This window comes from Streptomyces triticagri (assembly GCF_003429565.1).
Classification (GTDB): Bacteria; Actinomycetota; Actinomycetes; order Streptomycetales; family Streptomycetaceae; genus Streptomyces; species Streptomyces triticagri.
Genome location: NZ_QUAK01000025.1, coordinates 172,918 through 193,828, shown reverse-complemented (window position 1 = coordinate 193,828; position 20,911 = coordinate 172,918). Strand labels below are relative to the sequence as shown.

Sequence of the window (20,911 nt, the reverse complement as noted above, 5' to 3'; positions counted from 1 at the left end):
GCTCCGGACCGCTCACGCCGTGACGGTCCTGGGCCTCTCCCGCCGGAACACGAAGGCCGACGCCACCCCGCCGAGCAGCCCGAAGAGATGGCCCTGCCAGCTCACTCCGGTCGCGCTCGGCAGGACGCCCCACAGCAGCGAGCCGTAGACCAGGCCGACCAGGAGGCCTATCAGGATGTCGCCGATCCGCCGGTCCACGAATCCGCGTATCAGCAGATAGCCGAGCAGCCCGAAGACCACCCCGGAGGCTCCCGCCGTCGTCGAGTACGTGGGTGCCGTGAGCCAGACGCCGATGCCGCTGGTCAGCACGATCGTGATGACCACCCAGGCGAAGGTGCGTATCCCGGAGAGTGCGGCGAGGAAGCCGAGGACGAACAGCGGCACGCTGTTCGCCGAGAGGTGGTCGAAGCCGAAGTGCATGAAGGCGGCGGGCACCACGTCCTGCAGCTCGCCCGCCTGCCGCGGGGTGATGCCGAAGGTGTCCAGGGCATGACCGCTGGCCACGTCGATCAGCTCGAGCGCCCAGAGCAGCGCCAGCCAGGCGGTCATCACCACGGCGGCCGTCTTCGCGCGCTCGCGCCGCGACGGCTGCGGCCCCCACGACCCGCCGCCCCATGTCCCGCTGCCCTGTGTCCCGTACGCCATGACGGTCCCCCTTGCTCGGCGCGATGGCGCGGACCACCGCATGCCCCTTCCTGTCCCCTCAACGTCCGGTACGGGCCCCCGGGTTCCGACCGGACGGGACGGATAGGCTCGGACATGTGGAGCGTCAGCATCGGGATGAGGAAGTCCGCCCGCCGGACGGCACCGGGAGCGGTGCCCCACCGGCCCGGCGCCCCTGGGTGGTGGGCGTCTCCGGCGCCTCCGGCACTCCGTACGCGGCCGCCGTGCTGCGCGCGCTGCTCGCGGCGGGGGAGAGCGTCGACCTGGTGGTGAGCAGGGCCGCCCGGCTCACCCTGCTCGACGAGACCGGCATCTCGTTCCGCGACGCGCACTGGCGGGACGACCTGCGCGACTGGCTGGCCCGCGGCGCCGACGGCAAGCCCGGCACCTTCGGCAGCTCGGCGGGGGTCGTACTCGACGGCGTACGCCATTGGGCCGCGGGCGACCTCGCGGCGGGGCCGTCGTCCGGCTCGTACCCGGCGAAGGGCATGCTGATCGTGCCGGCCTCCACGGCCAGTGTGGCGGGGGTGTCGCTCGGCCTCTCCAAGGATCTGCTGCAGCGCGCGGCGAGTGTGACGCTCAAGGAGGGGCGCCCGCTGGTGGTCGCGGTGCGCGAGACCCCGCTGAGCGGCCAGACGCTGAAGGCTCTGGTGGCGCTCGACGAGGCGGGCGCGGTGGTGCTCCCGGCGTCGCCGGCGTTCTACTCGGGCGCCACCCACATCCAGGATCTGGTGGACTTCGTCGCCGGCCGGATCCTGGACGCGGCCGGGGTGCCGCACACGCTGTACCGCCGTTGGGAGGGCGAGCTCGGCGGCTCACGGGGCGGTGGCACGACATAGGCCAGGCCTGCCCGTTATGCAGAGCCCCACGGCACATCAGTGAATGATTGCAGGGTGTTGACCCTGCGCGCCTTAGATTCTATAAGTTAAGTTGCAGCATTGCTGAACAATGGAAGGCTCCAGGCATATGGATGCGGTCGACAGGCAACTCATTCAGGCTCTGCGCGAGAACGGCAGGGCGTCCTACGCCGAGCTCGGACGCCTCGTGGGCCTCTCAGGTCCCTCCGTCACCGATCGCATCAACCGCCTGGAGGCGGCCGGTGTCATCACGGGCTACCGCGCGACGGTCGACTCCGCCTCGCTCGGCCTCGGCGTCACCGCCCTGATCGGCATCTCCCTGTCGGACGCCGCCGACCACGAGGACGTGGCCGTCCGGCTGCGCGAACTGCACGAGATCGAGGACTGCTGGTTCATCGCCGGCGACGACTCGTACATGCTCAAGGTCCGGGTCGGTGACGTGGACGGGCTCGAGCGGACCATCCGGCGGCTCAGCGGCACCAAGGGCGTCTCGCGCACCCGCACCACGATCGTGCTCTCCACCAAGTGGGAGAACCGCGTCGGCGAACTGCCCGACGAGGACTGACCGCACAGCGGCGGCCGCCCCTTACGCCCCGACGGCGGGGGAGTACCGTGGTCGTTGCCCGATTGGCGAAGGATTGCGAGGCCGTACATGGACGCGGGGCTCAAGCGCGAGCTGGAGGACAAGGTCAGGGCCGGTGAGCGGCTGACCCGCGAGGACGGGATCGCCCTCTACGATTCGGACGACCTGGCCTGGCTCGGCGGTCTCGCCCACGAGGTGCGCACGCAGAAGAACGGCGACGTCGTCCACTTCAACGTCAACCGCCACCTCAACATGACCAATGTGTGCACCGCGTCCTGCGCGTACTGCTCGTTCCAGCGCAAGCCGGGCGAGAAGGACGCGTACACCATGCGCATCGAGGAGGCCGTCCGCCTGGCCAANTACACCATGCGCATCGAGGAGGCCGTCCGCCTGGCCAAGGCCATGGAGGGCGAGAACCTCACCGAGCTGCACATCGTCAACGGCCTGCACCCCAACCTGCCGTGGCGCTACTACCCGAAGTCCCTGAGCGAGCTCAAGAAGGCGCTGCCGTCGACGGTCTCCCTGAAGGCCTTCACGGCCACCGAGATCCACCACTTCGAGACCATCTCGGGCATGTCCGCGTCCGACATCCTCGACGAGCTGATCGAGGCCGGCCTGGAGTCGCTCACCGGCGGCGGCGCGGAGATCTTCGACTGGGAGGTCCGCCAGCACATCGTCGACCATCGCACCCACTGGGAGGACTGGTCGCGCATCCACCGCCTCGCGCACGAGAAGGGACTGAAGACCCCGTGCACGATGCTGTACGGCCACATCGAGGAGCCGCGGCACCGCGTGGACCACGTGCTCAGGCTGCGTGAGCTGCAGGACGAGACCGGCGGCTTCCAGGTCTTCATCCCGCTGCGCTACCAGCACGACTTCGTCGACATGCAGGACGGCAAGGTGCGCAACAAGCTCCAGGCGCGCACCACGATGGCCACCGGCGCCGAGGCCCTGAAGACCTTCGCGGTCTCCCGGCTGCTCTTCGACAACATCCCGCACGTCAAGGTCTTCTGGGTGATGCACGGCGTGCAGACCGCCCAACTGGCCCTGCAGCACGGCGCGGACGACATGGACGGCTCGGTCGTCGAGTACAAGATCACGCACGACGCGGACAACTACGGCACGCCCAACAAGCTCACCCGCGACGACCTTCTCGACCTGATCCGCGACGCCGGCTTCCGCCCGGTCGAGCGCAACACCCGGTACGAGATCATCCGCGAGTACGAGGGCCCGGACCCGGACCGGCGCGAGGCGCCGCAGGCCATGCGGGTCTGACCCATGGCGTTGACCTTCCGCCTCGACCCGCCGGTCGACCCCGGTCTGCGGGACGGGCTGCTCACCCTGTGGTCCGACGTGACGAACGCGGACGGTGCGGTCGGCTTCGTACCGCCCGTCACCACCGAGGACGTACGGCCCGAGCTGGTCCGGCACTTCGTGGCGATGGCCGAGGGGCGCGCCCGCCTCCTTGTCGGGTACGACGAGGAGGGCGCCGTGGCCGCCTCGGCCTTCCTCTCGTACAACGGCCACCGTCTGATGCGGCACTGGCTGTGGCTGTACACGGTGATGGTGCACCCGCGGCACCAGGGCAAGGGGTACGGCCGCGATCTGATGGCGGCCGTCGCGGACGCGGCCCGCTCGATGGACGGCATCGAGGCGATACGGCTCACCTGCCGGGGCGGCAGCGGGGCGGACCGCTTCTACGAGGCCTGCGGCTACAAGGAGGTCGGCCGGGCGCCCGGCATGATCCGGGTCGCGCCGGGCGACGACCGCGACGACGTCACGATGCTGCTGCCGCTGGGGTGAGCGGCGGCTGAGGGGCACCTCGAACCCGAGGGCCCGTTGAACCGGACTCCCGCGGACATGCTTCACTGGTCGGACAGGTCAGTCAGGACGAGCAAGAGAGAGAAGGTCGGCCGTGTCATCGAAGGTGAATGCCACCCTCCGCTACACCGCCGCGCGCATCGGCATCTTCGCCGGCTGCTTCCTGGCCATCTGGGGCCTGGTCGCCCTGGGCTGGCTGCCCTCCGGCCTCGGCTCCTCCAACCTCTTCTGGGTGCTCGTCCTCGCCATCGTGGTGTCGGCCCCGCTCAGCTTCGTACTGCTGCGCAGCCAGCGTGACGCGATGTCCGAGCAGATCGCGCCCGGCATCGACCGCGCGCGCGAGAAGGCCCGCACCAAGCTGGCCGCCAACCGCTCGATGGAGGACGACCAGATCGACGCCGCCGAGCGCAGCCGCGCGCAGAGCCGCCCCTCCACCTCGGAGGCCCAGGGCTCCACCTCGTAACCTTCGTCACAGCAGACCCGCCGGACGCCCCGGTGCGAGCACTCCGCTCGCACCGGGGCGTTCCGCGTCTGGTACGGACCTTTGCAGGTCAACGGCGGTATCCCATACGCGAGTTGAGGCATGCCGGCCGTCCGCCGCGCCGGAGGGCGGCCACCCGCCGGACACGCGGCGGCCCGGATCGCCAGAGGTCCGCCTTTGATCTCCAGGAGAGACTCAAAGAACACCTTTGATGTTCTCAAAGTACGAGTGTTAACGTATTCGACGTGATGACATCAGCCGCGCCCCCGATGCCCATGAGCCCTGCGCTCATGGAGCCGAGCGTCCCGCTCGTGGCGCGCCTGCACGTTGATCTCTGCCGCTGTATGTCGGCAATCTGCCGCTGTATGTCCGCACCGTGTCGCAGCGGATCCCGGCCCGCGACCTGTTGCTGCGCCTGACGAAGCGTCAAACTGCAGTGGTGCCCTGAGGGCAAGCGCCGGGCCCCCGTCCGGGCCTCGCGTACGACCGCCTGCGGCCGTCGCTCCACCTGCACCTGCACGCCCTGCACCTGCACCCCCCTGTCCCTGCCCCCGTGCGTTCCTCACCGGAGTGTGTCCGTGTCCGCGAATTCCACCGCCACCACCGAGAAGCCATCCGGCTTCGGGATACCCAAGATCCCGTTCTGGGCCCAGATCGTGGCCGGTCTCGTGCTCGGCGTCCTGCTCGGCTGGCTGGCCCGTAGCCAGGACATCAGCTGGCTGGTCACCACCCTCGACAAAATCGGCAGCATCTTCGTCCAGCTTCTGAAGCTGGCCGTGGCCCCGCTGGTCTTCTTCGCCATCCTGGTGTCGATCACCAATCTGCGTAAGGTCAACAACGCGGCCCGGCTGGCCGGCCAGACGCTGCTCTGGTTCCTGATCACCTCGCTGATCGCGGTGGTCATCGGTATCACCATCGGCCTGCTGACCAACCCGGGCGCCGGCACCGGCCTCAGCGCGAGCGACGGCGAGAAGCCCGACTCCGCCGGCTCCTGGATCGACTTCCTCACCGGGATCATCCCGGAGAACGTCATCACGCCGTTCACCGACCTGAACGTCCTGCAGATCGTCTTCATGGCCGCCGTCGCCGGCGTCGCCGTCCTGAAGATCGGTGAGAAGGCCAAGCCGATCCTCGACATCAGCGAATCGATCCTGACGCTGCTGCAGAAGGCCCTGTGGTGGGTCATCAAGCTCGCCCCGATCGGCACCCTCGGCCTCATCGGCTTCGCCATCGCCACCTACGGCTGGGACCTGATCGGCGAGTACGCGACCTTCACCGCGGACATCTACATCGGCTGCGCGCTCGTCCTCTTCGGCGTCTACCCGCTGCTGCTCTGGACCGTCGCGAAGCTGAACCCGCTGCAGTTCTTCAAGGGCGCCTGGCCCGCGATCCAGCTGGGCTTCGTCTCGCGCTCCTCGGTCGGCACCATGCCGGTCACCCAGCGGGTCACCGAGCGGCTCGGCGTTCCGAAGAACTACACCTCCTTCGCGGTGCCGTTCGGCGCCACCACCAAGATGGACGGCTGCGCCGCGATCTACCCGGCGATCGCCGCGATCTTCGTCGCCGAGATCTTCGATGTGCAGCTGGGCATCAAGGAGTACCTGCTCATCGCGTTCGTCTCGGTCGTCGGCTCGGCGGCCACCGCGGGTCTGACCGGTGCCACGGTCATGCTGACCCTGACCCTGTCGACGCTCGGCCTTCCGCTGGAGGGCGTGGGCCTGCTGCTCGCCGTCGACCCGATCCTGGACATGATGCGCACCGCGACCAACGTCGCCGGTCAGGCCCTGGTCCCGGTGATCGTCGCGGCCCGCGAGAACATCCTCGACAAGGACGCGTACGACTCCGCCACCGCGTCCCCGGTCGACGACTTCGACACCGACTCGGCCACGAGCGACTCGAAGGCGGTCCCCGCTCCCGCCACCGCCTGACCCGTCCGGGTCCGCCCGGATCCGTCCGGCGCTCGACGGCCGCGCTCCTCCCGTCCGGGGAGCGCGGCCGTCCGTCGTTCCCGGCGGCAGCGTCCGGCCGCCGGGGGCCGAGACGTAGGCTTACCACGGAGTAAATGGGCGGATCGGGAGGGCGACCGGCGTGGGGGCTGTGAAGGGCAAGCGGATGCCGCGTGCCGTACGGGAGCAGCAGATGATGGACGCGGCGGTGCGCGTCTTCGGACAGCGCGGGTACCGGGCGGCGTCGATGGACGAGATCGCGGAGCTCGCCGGGGTGTCGAAACCGCTGGTCTATCTGTATCTGAACTCCAAGGAAGAGCTGTTCACCGCCTGCATCAGGCGGGAGGCTGCGGCCCTGGTGGACGCGGTCCGCGGCGGTGTCACGCCGGGCGAGCCGGCCGACCGGCAACTCTGGGCGGGGCTCCGGGCGTTCTTCACCCACACTGCCGAACGGCCCGATGCCTGGGCGGTGTTGCACAGCCAGGCGCGGACGCACGGCGAGCCGTTCGCCGCAGAGATCGCCGTGATGCGCGAGGAGATCGTGGCCTTCGTCACGCTGCTCATCGCCGAGGCGGCGCGCGAGGCGCACGACAATCCGCTGCTCCCCGAGCAGGATGTGGCGGGTCTGGCGGAGGCCCTGGTGGGCGCCGCGGAGGCGCTCGCCGTGTGGGCGAACGCCGCCTCGGGCGTCACCGCCAAGGAGGCCGCGGCGACGCTGATGAACTTCGCCTGGTCGGGTCTCGGCAATCTGATGGACGGGAAGTCCTGGTCGCCTCCTTCGAGGTGAACTCCCGCTGCATTGAGCCGGGTTCGGCCCTCACCCCCGCTCGACCAGGCCCGTGAGATGCAGGCGCTCCGGGCGCCCGGCGGCTGCCGGGGTGCACAGCGCGAAGGCGCCGGCCCCGGCCGCGTAGGTGACGGTGCCGGGCAGCAGGACCGGCGCCCGGAAGCCGGCGCCGATCCGCACCTGCCCGTCGCTGCCGTACTCCGCGAGGCAGCGGGCGACCGTCCACATGCCGTGCGCGATGGCGCGCGGGAAGCCGAGCAGCCGGGCCGTCAGCGGGTGCAGATGGATCGGGTTGCGGTCGCCGGAGGCGGCGCCGTAGCGGCGGCCGAGGTCGGCGGGCAGCTGCCACTCGGTCACGGTGGTGAGGCCGTCGGGCCGGTCCGGGGTGCCGCCTTCCGTGGCCGGGGAGCGGTCGACGCGGTGCCGTGCCAGATAGCGGCTGCGTGACTCCCACACCTTGGTGCCGTCCACCCGGGCCTCGGTGACCAGGATCGCCTCGGTGCCCCGGCGGTGCGGGACGAGCCCGTCGGCGTAGACGGTGATCTCCGGGCGCTCGGCCGGGTCGAGGGAGCGGTGCTGTGTGATGTCGAGCGTGGTGTGCACCAGGCCGAGCACCGGCAGCGGGAAGGCCCGCGCGGCCATCAGGCGCATCGCGAGCGGGAATCCGAGGATGTGCGGATACGTCACGGGCAGCGGACCGTCCGCGGCGAATCCGCAGATCCGGGCGTACGAGGCCAGCCGCCCGCGGTCGATGGCGGCATCCGCGAGGACGAGCCGCCCGCCGGGCACGCCCTCGGCGGCGGCCGGCCGCTTCAGGGGGGACAGGAGTGCGCCGCGGGCGAGCAGCGGGGTGAGCCGGGGCGCCGATCCGAGACGTACGGTCGTCATGCTCAGGCCCCCAGGAGGCTCTGGCCGCAGACCCGGACCACCTGGCCGTTGACCGCGCCCGACCCCGGGGCGGCGAACCAGGCGGTGGTCTCGGCGACGTCGACCGGAAGTCCGCCCTGGGCAAGGGAGTTCATCCGGCGGCCGGCCTCGCGGATGAACAGCGGGACCGCGGCCGTCATCTTCGTCTCGATGAAGCCGGGCGCGACCGCGTTGACCGTGACGCCGTGCTCGGCGAGTGCGCGCGGGGCGAGCGAGTGCACCAGGCCGATGATTCCGGCCTTGCTCGCCGCGTAGTTGGTCTGTCCGGTGTTGCCCGCGATGCCGGCGATGGACGCGGTGGCGACGATACGGCCGCCGCGGCGCAGGGTGCCGGCCTTGAGCAGGGCGTCGGTGGTGCGCAGGACGCTGTCCAGGTTCACCCGCAGCACCGAACTCCAGCGCTCGGCAGGCATGTTGGCGAGTCTGCGGTCGCGGGTGATGCCCGCGTTGTGGACCAGGATGTCGAGGCCGTCGGGGAGCGCGGCGACGATGATCTCGCCGGCGTCGTCGGCGGTGATGTCGAGCGGAAGCGCGGTGCCGCCGAGGCGGTCCGCGAGGCGGTTCAGATCTTCCTCGGCCGCGGGGACGTCGAGCAGCACGAGCCGGGCGCCGTCCCGGGCCAGGGTCTCGGCGACGGCGGCACCGATCCCGCGCGCGGCGCCGGTCACCAGGGCGGTACGGCCGGACAGCGGGCGGTCGTCGGGGGCGCCCGGGTCCTCGGCGGGAAGCTCCCCGCCCGCCACCGAGATCACCTGCCCGCTGAGGTACGCCGACTTGGGCGAGAGCAGGAAGCGCAGCGTCGACTCGGCCGCATCCGCCGAGGTCAGGCGTACCAGGGTCACCGTGCGCCCGCCCCCGATCTCCTTGCCGAGCGACCGGACGAACCCTTCGAGCGCCTGCTGGGCGGCGGCCTGGTGGTGGTCGTCCGCCGACGGAGGGGCACCGAGTACGATCACCCGGCCGCCGCGCGCCACGGACCGCACCACGGGGTGCAGTGCGGCGTGCACGCCGGCGAGTCCTTCGGCGGTCGCGACGGAGACGGCGTCCACCACGACGGCGGCGGGGCGCGGGGCCGCGGCGGGGTCGGTGGTCCGCTGCAGGCCCGTCCGGTCCAGTACGCCGGGCAGGCCGTCGGCCGGCGTGCCGCCCGCGGTGAGATGCAGCAACGGCCCTTCCAGGGAAGGCCGTTCGGCCGACCAGCGGTGCAGGGCGACGGGCTGCGGGAGTCCGAACTTCCCCGTCAGGAAACGGCCGGGTCCTGTGCCGGTGAAGTTCAGATAGCGGTCCGCCATTGTCCGACTCCCTGCGCGGTCGTAGATTTACTTCGGAGTAAGGTTACTCAAGGGTCAGGAGCTGGTCGAGAGATGACGACATCCGGTGGAAAGACGGCGGCAGCGGAACGCCCGGCGGCAACCGTCAAGCGGGTGGCCGTCGTCGGCGGCAGCCGCATCCCCTTCGCGCGCGCCGACGGCCCGTACGCCACCGCGTCCAACCAGGACATGCTGACCGCCGCCCTGGACGGCCTCGCCGACCGCTTCGGGCTGCGCGGGAAGCCGGTGGGCGAGTTCGTGGCCGGCGCCGTGCTCAAGCACAGCCGCGACTTCAATCTGGCCCGCGAGACGGTCCTCGGCTCCGCCCTCGATCCCCGCACGCCGGCCTACGACATCCAACAGGCCTGCGGCACCGGCCTGCAGGCCGTGATCGCCGCCGCCGACAAGATCGCCCTCGGCCGGCTCGACAGTGCGATCGCCGGCGGCGCCGATACCGCGAGCGACGCCCCGCTCGGCATCAACGACGCCCTGCGCCGCATCCTCCTCGAGGCCCGCCGCGCGAAGAGCACGGGCGCCCGGCTCAAGGCGCTCGCCAAGATCCGCCCAGGCCACCTGGTACCGGACATCCCGCGCAACTCCGAGCCCAGGACCGGGCTTTCGATGGGCGAGCACGCCGCGGTCACCGCCCTGAAGTGGGGCGTGACCCGCGAGGAGCAGGACGAGCTGGCCGCCGCGAGCCACCGCCGGCTCTTCGACGCGTACGAGCGAGGCTTCTTCACCGACCTCGTGGTGCCCTTCAACGGCCTCGCACGCGACCACAATCTGCGCCCCGGCTCGACAGTGCAGAAACTCGGCTCCTTGAAGCCGGTGTTCGGCGTCGGCGGCACGAACCCCACGATGACGGCGGGCAATTCGACCCCGCTGACCGACGGCGCCGCCACCGTGCTGCTCGCCAGTGAGGAGTGGGCCGCCGAGCACGGCCACACCCCGCTCGCGTATCTCACCGAGTGCGAGACGGCCGCCGTGGACTTCGTCGAGGGCGATGTACGGGACGGCGAGGACGGGCTGTTGATGGCGCCCGCGTACGCGGTGCCGCGGATGCTGGAGCGGGCCGGGCTCACCCTGGCGGACTTCGATCTGATCGAGGTGCACGAGGCCTTCGCGTCCCAGGTGCTCGCCACCCTCGCGGCCTGGGAGAAGCGCGGGATCGGCACCGTGGACCGCGACCGGCTGAATGTCGCGGGCTCCTCGCTCGCCACCGGACACCCCTTCGCGGCGACCGGCGCCCGCATCGTCGCGACCCTCGCCAAGCTGCTCGCCGAGCGCGAGGGCCCGGCCCGCGGCCTGATCTCCGTCTGCGCGGCCGGCGGCCAGGGGGTGACGGCGATCCTCGAACGCGCCTGAGCCGTACGGCTGTTGCTCACCCGCACCACCCGCGCCGCCGCCCGCACCGCACCCTCATCCCCTGCCCACACGGAGCCGCCATGTCCCGCAGGACGCCCAACCCGCCGCCGCCCTCGCTCGTCGAGCCGCACACGGTCAGGACAGACGGGCAGGTGCGGGAGGTGTCCGTACCGCCGCTCGCCGGGACCGTCGGCCAGGGGTCGCTCGCCGACATCCCGTTCACCAATGCGGCCGAGGCCCCAAACGAGCCCGTACTCAGCCGCAAGGACGCGACCGGCCACTGGCGTGACGTCACCGCGGCGGCCTTCGCGGCCGAAGTCCGCGCCCTCGCCCAGGGGTTGATCGCACAGGGCCTGGAACCCGGCGACCGCCTCGCGATCATGGCCCGTACGACGTACGAGTGGACCCTGGTCGACTTCGCGGCCTGGGCGGCGGGCCTGGTCACCGTCCCGGTGTACCCGACCTCCTCGTCCTTCCAGACCCGCTGGATCCTGCAGAACTCCGGCGCCCGCGCCCTCGTCGTGGAGACCCGCGGCCAGTCCGCGGCCCTCGGCCCGGAGCGCGACCGCATCCCGGACCTGCTGCATCTGTGGACCTTCGAAGACCTGGGCGGTGTCGCCGAATCGGGCGCCGGCACACCGGACGCCGCACTGGACGAGCGCCGCGCAGCCCTCACCCCCGACAGCATCGCCACCCTCATCTACACCTCGGGCACCACCGGCCGCCCCAAGGGCTGTGTGCTCAGCCACGGCAATTTCTTCGCCGAGGTCGACAACGCCATCGAACTCCTGCACCCGGTGTTCAAGTCGCTGTCCAGGGAGCCCGCTTCGACCCTGCTCTTCCTGCCCCTGTCGCACGTCTTCGGACGGATGGTCGCGATCGGCTGTCTGCGCGCCCGGGTACGCCTCGGCCACGCCCCGAGCATCAAGACCGAGGACCTGCTCGCCGATCTCGCCGGCTTCCGCCCGACCTTCCTGCTGGCCATCCCGTACGTCCTGGAGAAGGTCTACAACACCGGCCGCGCCACCGCGGAGAAGCTCGGCCGCGCCGCCTCCTTCGACCGCGCGGCCCGCATCGCCCGCAGCTACGGCGAGGCCGTCGAGGCACGGCAGCACGGCACCGGACCCGGCCCCGGTCTCGCGCTGCGGGCCGCCCGCGCGCTCTACGACCCGCTGGTCTACCGGCGCATCCGGGCCGCACTCGGCGGCCGCGTCCGGTACGCGATCTGCGGCGGCTCACCGCTCGGCCGCCGGCTCGCCGCCTTCTACGCCGGCGCCGGCATCCAGATCTACGAGGGGTACGGACTCACCGAGACCACCGCCGCCGCCACCGTCACCCCGCCGCTGCGGCCCCGGCTCGGCACGGTCGGATGGCCGCTGCCCGGCACCGGCGTACGGATCGGCGCCGACGGCGAGGTGCTGCTCCGCGGCAACCAGGTCTTCAGCGGCTACTGGGACCCGGAGCTCGGCGCCGCGGTCCCCGCGTACGACACCTGGTTCGCGACCGGCGACATCGGAACCCTCGACGAGGACGGCTATCTCAGCATCACCGGCCGCAAGAAGGACATCCTCATCACCACCGGCGGCAAGAACGTCGCACCCGCCCCGCTCGAGGACTGGCTGCGCGCCCACCCGCTGATCGGCCAGTGCATGGTCGTCGGTGACGACCGCCCGTACATCACCGCGCTGCTCACGCTGGAACCCGACGGCATCGACCACTGGCTGCGGATGCGCAAGAAGGACGGGATGCCCGCCGAGGAGCTCGCGCGGGACCCGGAGCTGCGTGAGACCCTGCAGCGGGCGGTCGACGACGCCAACAAGCTGGTCTCGCGCGCCGAGTCGATCCGCGAATTCACCGTCCTGCCCGGGGACTTCACCGAGGAGGGCGGCCACCTCACCCCGTCCCTGAAACTGAAACGCACGGAGATCGAGCGGGACTTCGCCAAGGAGATCGACGCTCTGTACGGTGCGTGACCGCGGGCGGCGCGCACCCGCCCGGTGACCACACAGCGTGAACAGGCGGCACCCGAAGGTCGCCCCTATCGTGATCCGAGGGGCACGTTCCCGTTCCCCAGGGAGAGCTGCCATGCGCGTACGAGGTGCGATAGCGGGAGCCGCCGCCCTCGGTCTGCTCGCGGCCGGGGCACCCGCCCTGGCCGCCGCCGAGGACGATCCGGACCTGGCCCGCTTCTACCAGCAGAAGATCGAATGGGGCGCCTGCGATCTGTCGGACGCCCCGAAGGACATGCGATGCGGCACGGTCACCGTCCCGCTCGACTACTCCGCCCCGGACAAGGGCACCGTGAAGCTGGCCGTCGGCCGCATCCCGGCCTCCACGAAGCCGAAGGGCTCGGTCCTGGTCAACTTCGGCGGACCGGGCGGCCCCGGCGTCTCCGGCATCGCCGACCTCGCCAAGCCGCTCGGCGATCTCACCGACGAGTACGACGTGGTGGGCTTCGACCCGCGCGGAGTCGGCCAGAGCTCCCCGGTCACCTGCGGCGACGGCGAGGGCCTCCCCGAGCCCACCGACGACGGCGTCCGGGCGGAGATCGAATACCTGCGCGCGGCGTACGAGCAGTGCAAGAAGCTCTCCGGACCGGTCCTCGAGCACATGGGCACGGTGAACGTCTCCCGCGACATGGACGTCATGCGAGCCGCACTCGGCGACAAGAAGCTCACCTACCTGGGTTTCTCCTACGGCACCCGGCTCGGTGCGGTCTACGCGGCACAGTTCCCGAAGAAGGTCGGCCGGATGGCGCTCGACGGGGTGGACACCCTCGTGGAGCCGCTGGTCGAGCAGGGGCTGATCAGCGCGGAGGGCCAGCAGACTGCCCTGGACGACTTCATCACCTGGTGCACCGCCAACGCGGGCTGCGTACTCGGCGACGACGCCCGCACCGCCCGCGAGACCATGGACAAGCTGGTCGACGGGCTGAACAACAAGCCCCTGGAGACCGCCGACGGACTGCAGTTCAGCGGCGACGACCTGGTCAACTCGATCGGTGCCGCGCTCTACCAGCGCGCCATGTGGCCGTACCTCTCGCAGGCGCTCGGCGCCCTCGGCAGCGAGGGCGACCCGACACCGCTGCTCCGCCTCACCGGCTCGGTACCGGCGCAGCAGGACCAGGACTCCGGGCAGGGGCAGCGCGTCCCGGCACAGTCACCGAAGCTCGCCGCGGACAAGATCCCCTCCGACAACGAGACGACCGCACTCGTCACCGTGAACTGCGCCGACGACCCCGACCGCCCGACCGCCGCCCAGCTCGAGGCCGAGGAGACCTCCGGCAAGCTCCTCAAGGAGTACACCGAGGCGTCGGCCGTCTTCGGCCCGTCCCGGCTGCAGAGCGTGATCAGCTGCGCCGGGATGCCCAAGGGCACCGACTACATCCGCAAGATCCACGACGTGGACACCCCGAAGATCGTCCTGGTCGGTACCCGCGGAGACCCGGCGACCCCGTACCGGTGGACGGAGGAGACCGCCGGACGGCTCGGCGACGCGGCCGTCGTCATCGACAACCGGGGCGAGGGCCACACCGGCTACATGTCCTCGAAATGCGTGCACCAGAAGGTCAACGACTATCTGATGTACGGAAATGTGCCGCGTACCGGGGCATCCTGCGGGGCGGACGAGGGTTCGGATTCGTAGATCCGCAAGGAAAGCGGAAGTTCACCCTCCATACTCCTGGTCTTTCCTCGGGACGGGCCGGAGGTGCTGGATCAAAGGCAGGAGCCCTTCCCCGCCGAGGCGGGGAAGGGCTCCTTGGGTACTGCTATCCGTTCCGGATCAGAGAACCGGCCGGGCCGGTTTTCCGGGTCAGGCCGGGGTGACGTTCTCCGCCTGCGGGCCCTTCGGGCCCTGCGTAACGTCGAAGGTCACGGCCTGGTTCTCCTCGAGGGAGCGGAAGCCGGACGCGTTGATCGCGGAGTAGTGGACAAAGACATCCGGGCCGCCGCCTTCCTGGGCGATGAAGCCAAAGCCCTTTTCAGCGTTGAACCACTTCACGGTTCCGGTAGCCATAAAGCCCTCCTTGGGCCAAAGGGTTGCCCTGCTCCAGAACCTGCACGCGTGTCAAGCACATTCGTAAAAGTCTGAAAACGACGAGAGCCTGCGGTCACATGCTCCGCAGGCTCTGTACTGCAAGGGAAACCAAACTGCAACTTGCGGCGAGCCTAGCACGCAGTCACTGGAAAGGGATAGAGGGCAAGATCACGTCACCCGGAAGCTTGAAGACCGTACGGAATGCCCTGGCCAAGCGACTGTTCGGTACCCCGAGGTCGCATCCGGCGGCGAAGGGGCTAGCCTCACGATGTGGACAATTCTCCCCGTACACGCCCGCGCGTCGGGCACATCCAGTTCCTGAACTGTCTGCCCCTGTACTGGGGCCTCGCCCGGACCGGGACGCTGCTCGACCTGGAGCTCAGCAAGGACACCCCGGAAAAGCTCAGCGAACAGCTCGTCCGCGGCGACCTCGACATCGGCCCGGTCACCCTCGTCGAGTACCTGAAGCACGCCGATCAGCTGGTGGCACTGCCGGACATTGCCGTCGGCTGCGACGGGCCCGTGATGTCCTGCGTGATCGTCTCGCAGCTCCCGCTCGACCGTCTGGACGGGGCGCGGGTGGCGCTCGGCTCGACCTCGCGCACCTCGGTCCGCCTGGCCCAGCTGCTGCTCGCGGAGAGCATCGGCGTCACGCCCGACTACTACACCTGCCCGCCCGACCTCGGCCTGATGATGCAGGAGGCGGACGCGGCGGTACTGATCGGGGACGCGGCTCTGCGGGCGAATCTGCACGACGCCCCGCGCCTCGGCCTCGAGGTCCACGATCTCGGACAGATGTGGAAGGACTGGACGGGCCTTCCGTTCGTCTTCGCGGTGTGGGCCGTACGCAAGGAGTATCTGGCCGAGCAGCCGCTGCTCGTGGAGAAGGTGCACGAGGCGTTTCTGGCCTCGCGCGACGTGTCCCTCGAAGAGGTCGCCAAGGTCGCGGAGCAGGCCGCGCGCTGGGAGGCCTTCGACGCGGCGGTCCTGGAGCGGTACTTCACGACGCTCGACTTCCGCTTCGGTCCCGATCAGCTGGCGGGTGTGGAGGAGTTCGCGCGCCGGGTCGGCCCGACGACCGGATTCGCGCCGGACGCGCGGGTGGAGCTGCTGAGTTCCTGACGGTACGGCTCGGTCTTCCCGACGGGGCCCTCCCGTACTTTCCCGGCCGACCACCCCGTGATCCCGTGCCGTACAGCGCCTACGCTCCCTGTACGCGCAGTTCCAGGGGGAGGCACCACGTCATGCAGCCGCTCGAAGCCGGTGAACCGACCGTCATCGGTCCCTACCGTCTGCTCGGCCGGCTCGGCGCGGGCGGCATGGGCCGCGTCTATCTGGGCCGCAGCAGCGGCGGGCGCACGGTCGCGGTCAAGGTCGTGCACCCGCACTTCGCGCTCGACGAGGAGTTCCGCGAGCGCTTCCGGCGCGAGGTCGACGCGGCCCGCCGGGTCGGCGGCGCCTGGACGGCGCCCGTGCTGGACGCGGATCCGGAGGCCTCGGTGCCCTGGGTGGCCACCGGTTATGTCGCCGGGCCCGCCCTGTCGCGCGCGGTCGGCGAGCGCGGGCCGCTGCGCGCGCTGCCGGAGCACTCGGTGCGGGTGCTCGGGGCGGGGCTCGGCGAGTCCCTCGCGGCGGTGCACGGACTCGGCCTGGTGCACCGCGACGTGAAGCCGTCGAACGTCCTGCTGTCCCTGGACGGCCCACGCCTGATCGACTTCGGGATCGCCCGGGCCACCGACGGCACCGCCTCGCTGACCTCGACCGGCGTCTCGATCGGCTCGCCCGGATACATGTCGCCCGAGCAGATCCTCGGCAAGGGCGTCACCGGGGCGGCCGACGTCTTCTCGCTGGGTGCGGTGCTGGCGTACGCGGCCACGGGCGGGGCGCCGTTCGCCGGTGACTCGTCGGCCGCGTTGCTCTACAAGGTCGTCCACGAGGAGCCCGAACTCTCCCTGCCCGACGACGATCTGCACGCCTTGATCGCCGCCTGCCTGGCCAAGAACCCGGCGGACCGGCCCACCCCGCAGGAGGTCGCGTCCCGGCTCGCCCCCGACGGCGCGGCCGCCCTCGCCGCCTCCGGCTGGCTGCCGGCACCGCTGGTGGAGCAGGTCAGCCGCAGCGCGGTCAGCCTCCTCGACCTGGAGGCGACAGGGGACGAGCCGTCGGGGCCGGTGCCGTTCACCAACGCGTCCGTGGCCGGGGGTTCCGACGGCGGTACGAGGGGTTCCGCCGCCCCGGCCGGCGGCATGTTCGGGCCGCCCGATCCGTCGTACGCCCAAGGGCCGGCCGTCGGCGCGGGCGGTGACCCCGCGACCGGGGGCCACCCGCGGACCGAGACCGGCGGAGGGCAGGACGCACCGGCCGCCGCGCACGCCGAGCCGGGAGCGGCGACGCAGACCGGGCCCGGCAAGCTGTCCGTCTCCGTCGCGGCCGGGTCCGCCCGGGACTCCGACGGCCGTGGCCGCAAGGTGAGTTGCACGGTCGCGCTCGCGGTGGCCGGTGCGCTGGCCGCCGTCACGCTCGGCTCGGCGTTCATGTTCGACCTGCTGCCGGGCAGTGGCGGGGGAGGGGGTCAGGACCAGGCCGGTGACCCCCCGGGCAGTGGGGCTTCCGACAAACCGACGGACCAACCGACGAACGAGCCCTCGGGCGAACCCAGCGACGCGGAGCCCAGCGGCGGTGGATCCGGGCCGATTCCGGCGGCGTACCTGGGGACTTGGGAGGGCAACGCGACTGCGGACGCCCTCGGCAGGAAGCTTCCCGCCGGCACCATGAAGGTGGTCGTGAGCCAGGGAAAGAAGGGCGAGCGGATCGGCACCGCAGCGATGACGGACGAACTCGGAGCCAGCACCTGCACCGACATCCTCGAGCTCAAGTCCGTATCGGAGAAGCAGCTCGTCGCGACCGGCACTCCGGCGGACAAGAAGGACTCCCGCTGTTCCCCGAACACCGGGACCGTCACCCTCACCCGAGTCGGCGACGACGGCCTGACGTACGCCCTCAAGGACCCGAAGGCCGGCAATCCGACGGCCCGCCTGACCAAGCAGAACTGAGGCGACCCGCCGGCCCGTTCACTCCTGTGCGAGCCAAGTCCGCCAGGAATGGCGGGTGTTGGGCACCGATGGATGATCCAGCATCCACAGGACGTACGCGCCGTGCTGCCGTGCCCAGGAGTGTTCCGATTCGGTGGCGGCTGCGAGCCGGCGGCGCAGCTCGTCGCTGTCGACGGCCCGGGCGATCCGTACGTACTCGAGATCCTTGCAGCGGTACGGGCGGGCGACGATCCGCTCGACCAGGTCGGTGAGTCGTGCGGTGACCGTCTCGTCGTGGTGTGCGGCGGCCAGGTCCCTGAGCAGGCGTTCCTTGGTGCCCCAGGCCTTCGCCAGGCGCGTCCACTCCTGCGGGTGCTTCGCCTCCCACTCCAGGAAGCGGAGTGCGTAGGGCAGGCCGGGCCAGGTGGTGATGTCCGTGCCGGGTGGCCGGTCCCAGAGCCCTTCGGGCAGTGAACGGCTCCTGGCCTCCGCGTAGTTGACGCTCGCCCGCGTCAGCTCCGTCTCCCGGTAGTGCCGGGTGGAACCCGGCGGCGACTTCCGCCGCCACATCCCGTTCAGCTCCTCGAGGGCCTCCTCGATGTGGTGGCGGGATTCGGTCAGGCGGGTCAGGGCCGTGGTGCGTGCCGCCGGGTCGTCCGCCGTGAGGCCGTGCGTCCAGCCGAGCCGTTCCCGCCACGCCGCGGCCTCGTCGGCGCCGGTGCCGGTGTGCTGCGTGTCCGTCTGCTGTGCGTCCGCTTCCCGATTCGCTGCCACCTGTCGAGTGTGCGCCGGAATCGGCGTGCGGGGGAGGTGGGCGTACGGCTCGGCCCGCTCAGGTCTGTTGCAGAAGCCGGCGGTTGTGGTGTCCCCGGCTCATCCCCGCCGTCACGCTCGCGACGAACACCACGGCCGAGAAGGCCGCGGTCGTGCGCAGGCCGACCGGGGCGGGTTCGGTGAGGGCCGGTGCGGCGTCGTTCTCCGGATCCACGATCACCCTGATCCGGTCCCCGGCCGAGCGCCCGGTGCAGGAGCTGACGCGCTGCGGGAGCGGTTCGCCGTCCGCGTCCTGTACGCCGCAGCTGGTCGAGCCCCGGCCCTTCGGTACCCGTACGTCCGTCACCACGCCGTCGATCCACACACCGCGGTCGGCGAGGATCTGCGCCTCGCCCGCGCCCCAGCCGAAGCCGGCCATGCACAGGCCCGCGATCAGCGCGGGCACGGCGTACCGCCCCCGGTGGTCGTACGCCCCGACGGTGACCGACAGGACGAGCGCGGCCAGCACACCGAGCGCCAGGACGTAGCCGCCGACGAAGGCGGTCGCCGCTGCCGCGGCCGAGAGGAGCGCCGACCCGCAGAGCACGGCCCACGCGGGCGTACGGGCCGTGAACCTGCCGAACCGCGTGTCCGGATCCCTCAGGGACTTCCAGCCGAGCGGCCGCGAGCCGCGCACGGTCGTCGTGTGCCGGGACAGGTGCTCGGCCCCCGGTATCTCGTCGATGCCGGTGAAGCGGACCCGCTGCGCGAGCCGGAGCGCCTTCCAGGTGCCGCGGGCCGCCGCCCCGAGCAGCAGCAGTCCGAGACCGCCGAACCCCACGGCGTGCAGGGCCTGTTCCTCGTCCGCGCCGCGGGCCACCAGGATCAGGCCGAAGAGCGTGGTGAGGGCGGCGACGCAGACCCACAGGCTCCGCAGGGCGTAGTGGCCGGGCGCCCGCGACGAGCTGTCCGGGACGTGCGCGACGGGGGTCGCCTGGACCGCGGGGTGCTGGTGCCAGGCCGCCCAGGCGTACAGGAGGTGTTGGCGCCGGCGGCGTGCCGCCCAACCCCGTGTCAGGGCCAACGCGCAGCCTGCCGTGACCAGTACGCCGACGATCAGGGCGAACACGGCCCGGGGGACGTCGCCCTGATCACGCGTCAGGTCGTCCACCGCGCCGATGAAGGAGAACCACGCCGTGCCCGCGGCGAGGGTCAGCAGTGCGCCGGAGCCGAGCCGGAGCGGTGAGAGGTCGCGGCGTACCAGGATGCGCAGCGCCTCGGCGCGGTGGGCGAGCAGTTCGTAGCGTGTGGGCGAGGGTGCCGGATGGCCGTACCGGGGTCCGTACGGCCCGACTGGGTGAGGGAGTTCCGGCGGGAAGGGTGGCAGGGGTGAGGTACCGCCGGGGCTCGTGGTCATGAGTCGGTCTCTTCTCCAGTCGCTGTGACTGGCCGGATCATGACACATCTAGACTCACCGCTCATGTGGCAGTCACAGCAGTCGCCCGAGCCCTCGCGCAGCCCCCGCAACCGGACCACGATCGTCGCCGTGGCCGCCGCCACCGTGGTCGTGGTGGCCGCCGCGGTCACCGGCTTCCTGGTGCTCGGCGACGACGGGGGAGACGCGGACCGGCGGGCCGACGGGAAGCCCACCCCGCAGGCCTCGGTGAGCGCCGACGACACCGACCGTTCGGGGACGAAGGGCGGCTCCGGCCCCCAGATCTCCGGCTGGAAGACGGTGGTCAACGCCAAGCGCGGCATCAGCTTCGACGTGCCGCCCTCCTGGGCCGTGAAGTCCCCGGACTGGGTGAGCTATGTCGCCGAGGACGACGACCCCGACGAGAAGCCGCTGGTCGCCATGATGGGTCCGGCCGTACTCAAGGCGAAGTGGTGCTCGTCCGACGACGACAAGGACGGCACCGAGGAGCACACGGAACTCGCCTCGACCGGCACCACCGGCAACAACGGCGCCAAGAACACCGCGGAGGCCGCCGAGGACACCGCGAAGAACTGGGTCTACGGCGCCTACACCCAGCCCGACCGCACCCATCTCGAGCTGGGCAGGGCCGAGCCGTACCGGACGAAGTCGGGGCTCGAGGGCAGCCTCGCCACCGTCACCTCTTCCGGAGCGCCCGCCGAGGGCAAGTGCGACAGCGACGGCAAGGCGACCACCTTCGCCTTCGAGAACGCCGAGGGCGACTTCGTGTCCTGGAGCCTCATCGGCGCCCACGGGGTGCCCGACGAGGTGTCCGACGCCACGGTCCGCAAGATCCTCAGCACCGTACGGCTCCTCGAGGAGGGCGACGGCCGTCGGTGATCCGGGCCGCGGGAGGCGCTCCGGTCGGCCGGCC

At 71.2% G+C, this 20,911-nt stretch carries 19 protein-coding genes and 2 pseudogenes; 15 read left to right on the top strand and 6 right to left on the bottom strand.

The window, feature by feature from the left end:
- Positions 1-12: 12 nt before the first annotated feature.
- Complete coding sequence (locus DY218_RS05875; RefSeq protein WP_128554828.1) at positions 13-645, bottom strand: rhomboid family intramembrane serine protease; 633 nt, start codon at positions 643-645, stop codon at positions 13-15.
- 197 nt (positions 646-842) lie between these two features.
- Here DY218_RS05875 and DY218_RS05870 point away from each other — a divergent pair, with 197 nt between their 5' ends.
- From DY218_RS05870 to DY218_RS05840, 9 genes and pseudogenes are all read left to right on the top strand, one after another.
- Positions 843-1,502 (top strand): UbiX family flavin prenyltransferase, encoded by a 660-nt coding sequence (locus tag DY218_RS05870; protein ID WP_233521387.1) that lies wholly within the window; start codon positions 843-845, stop codon positions 1,500-1,502.
- 127 nt (positions 1,503-1,629) lie between these two features.
- Positions 1,630-2,085 carry an Lrp/AsnC family transcriptional regulator gene (locus DY218_RS05865; protein WP_128554826.1) on the top strand — a complete coding sequence of 152 codons (456 nt, stop codon included), beginning with the start codon at positions 1,630-1,632 and terminating at the stop codon, positions 2,083-2,085.
- Positions 2,086-2,172: 87 nt separating this feature from the next.
- Positions 2,173-2,462 (top strand): annotated as a pseudogene (locus DY218_RS34855) (aminofutalosine synthase MqnE); the annotation flags it as partial.
- A gap of 1 nt (position 2,463) precedes the next feature.
- Positions 2,464-3,378: radical SAM protein (locus tag DY218_RS05860; protein WP_233521374.1), on the top strand; the 915-nt coding region annotated here is incomplete at its 5' end.
- A gap of 3 nt (positions 3,379-3,381) precedes the next feature.
- Entirely contained in the window at positions 3,382-3,906 is a 525-nt protein-coding gene (locus DY218_RS05855) for a GNAT family N-acetyltransferase (RefSeq protein WP_128554824.1), read from the top strand.
- Between the two features lie 112 nt (positions 3,907-4,018).
- The gene (locus DY218_RS05850; protein WP_128554823.1) at positions 4,019-4,387 is read left to right on the top strand and encodes a DUF4229 domain-containing protein; all 369 of its coding nucleotides are present in this window, start codon (positions 4,019-4,021) and stop codon (positions 4,385-4,387) included.
- Positions 4,388-4,674: 287 nt separating this feature from the next.
- Positions 4,675-4,764, top strand: a pseudogene (locus DY218_RS35675) (putative leader peptide); the annotation flags it as partial.
- A 219-nt stretch (positions 4,765-4,983) separates the two neighbouring features.
- Positions 4,984-6,333: a dicarboxylate/amino acid:cation symporter gene (locus DY218_RS05845; RefSeq protein WP_128554822.1), complete on the top strand. Its 1,350-nt coding sequence runs from the start codon at positions 4,984-4,986 to the stop codon at positions 6,331-6,333.
- A 160-nt stretch (positions 6,334-6,493) separates the two neighbouring features.
- Complete coding sequence (locus DY218_RS05840) at positions 6,494-7,138, top strand: TetR/AcrR family transcriptional regulator (protein WP_128554821.1); 645 nt, start codon at positions 6,494-6,496, stop codon at positions 7,136-7,138.
- 30 nt (positions 7,139-7,168) lie between these two features.
- Here the strand turns inward: DY218_RS05840 and DY218_RS05835 are convergent, their stop codons facing one another.
- Positions 7,169-8,026, bottom strand: coding sequence for a MaoC family dehydratase (locus DY218_RS05835; protein ID WP_128554820.1), 858 nt, complete (start codon positions 8,024-8,026; stop codon positions 7,169-7,171).
- A 2-nt stretch (positions 8,027-8,028) separates the two neighbouring features.
- Entirely contained in the window at positions 8,029-9,357 is a 1,329-nt protein-coding gene (locus tag DY218_RS05830) for a 3-oxoacyl-ACP reductase (protein ID WP_128554819.1), read from the bottom strand.
- 72 nt (positions 9,358-9,429) lie between these two features.
- Between DY218_RS05830 and DY218_RS05825 the strand changes: the two genes are divergently transcribed.
- From DY218_RS05825 to DY218_RS05815, 3 genes are all read left to right on the top strand, one after another.
- Positions 9,430-10,740, top strand: coding sequence for an acetyl-CoA C-acetyltransferase (locus tag DY218_RS05825; RefSeq protein WP_128554818.1), 1,311 nt, complete (start codon positions 9,430-9,432; stop codon positions 10,738-10,740).
- Positions 10,741-10,820: 80 nt separating this feature from the next.
- On the top strand, positions 10,821-12,713 hold the full coding sequence (locus tag DY218_RS05820; protein WP_128554817.1) for an AMP-dependent synthetase/ligase: 1,893 nt from the start codon (positions 10,821-10,823) through the stop codon (positions 12,711-12,713).
- A 112-nt stretch (positions 12,714-12,825) separates the two neighbouring features.
- Positions 12,826-14,385 carry an alpha/beta hydrolase gene (locus tag DY218_RS05815; protein ID WP_128554816.1) on the top strand — a complete coding sequence of 520 codons (1,560 nt, stop codon included), beginning with the start codon at positions 12,826-12,828 and terminating at the stop codon, positions 14,383-14,385.
- Positions 14,386-14,553: 168 nt separating this feature from the next.
- Here DY218_RS05815 and DY218_RS05810 read toward each other — a convergent pair whose 3' ends face one another.
- Positions 14,554-14,757 (bottom strand): cold-shock protein, encoded by a 204-nt coding sequence (locus tag DY218_RS05810; protein WP_016645643.1) that lies wholly within the window; start codon positions 14,755-14,757, stop codon positions 14,554-14,556.
- Between the two features lie 291 nt (positions 14,758-15,048).
- Here DY218_RS05810 and DY218_RS05805 point away from each other — a divergent pair, with 291 nt between their 5' ends.
- Together DY218_RS05805 and DY218_RS05800 are read left to right on the top strand one after the other, a co-directional pair.
- On the top strand, positions 15,049-15,900 hold the full coding sequence (locus tag DY218_RS05805; protein ID WP_128554815.1) for a menaquinone biosynthetic enzyme MqnA/MqnD family protein: 852 nt from the start codon (positions 15,049-15,051) through the stop codon (positions 15,898-15,900).
- Positions 15,901-16,022: 122 nt separating this feature from the next.
- On the top strand, positions 16,023-17,831 hold the full coding sequence (locus DY218_RS05800) for a serine/threonine-protein kinase (RefSeq protein ID WP_128554814.1): 1,809 nt from the start codon (positions 16,023-16,025) through the stop codon (positions 17,829-17,831).
- 18 nt (positions 17,832-17,849) lie between these two features.
- On the opposite strand, the gene DY218_RS05795 is transcribed toward DY218_RS05800, so the two are convergent.
- Positions 17,850-18,584 carry a hypothetical protein gene (locus DY218_RS05795; protein ID WP_128554813.1) on the bottom strand — a complete coding sequence of 245 codons (735 nt, stop codon included), beginning with the start codon at positions 18,582-18,584 and terminating at the stop codon, positions 17,850-17,852.
- Between the two features lie 58 nt (positions 18,585-18,642).
- Positions 18,643-19,980 (bottom strand): hypothetical protein, encoded by a 1,338-nt coding sequence (locus DY218_RS05790; protein ID WP_128554812.1) that lies wholly within the window; start codon positions 19,978-19,980, stop codon positions 18,643-18,645.
- Positions 19,981-20,043: 63 nt separating this feature from the next.
- On the opposite strand from DY218_RS05790, the gene DY218_RS05785 reads away from it, so the two are divergent.
- Positions 20,044-20,877: a hypothetical protein gene (locus tag DY218_RS05785; RefSeq protein ID WP_128554811.1), complete on the top strand. Its 834-nt coding sequence runs from the start codon at positions 20,044-20,046 to the stop codon at positions 20,875-20,877.
- The last annotated feature ends 34 nt before the right edge of the window (positions 20,878-20,911 follow it).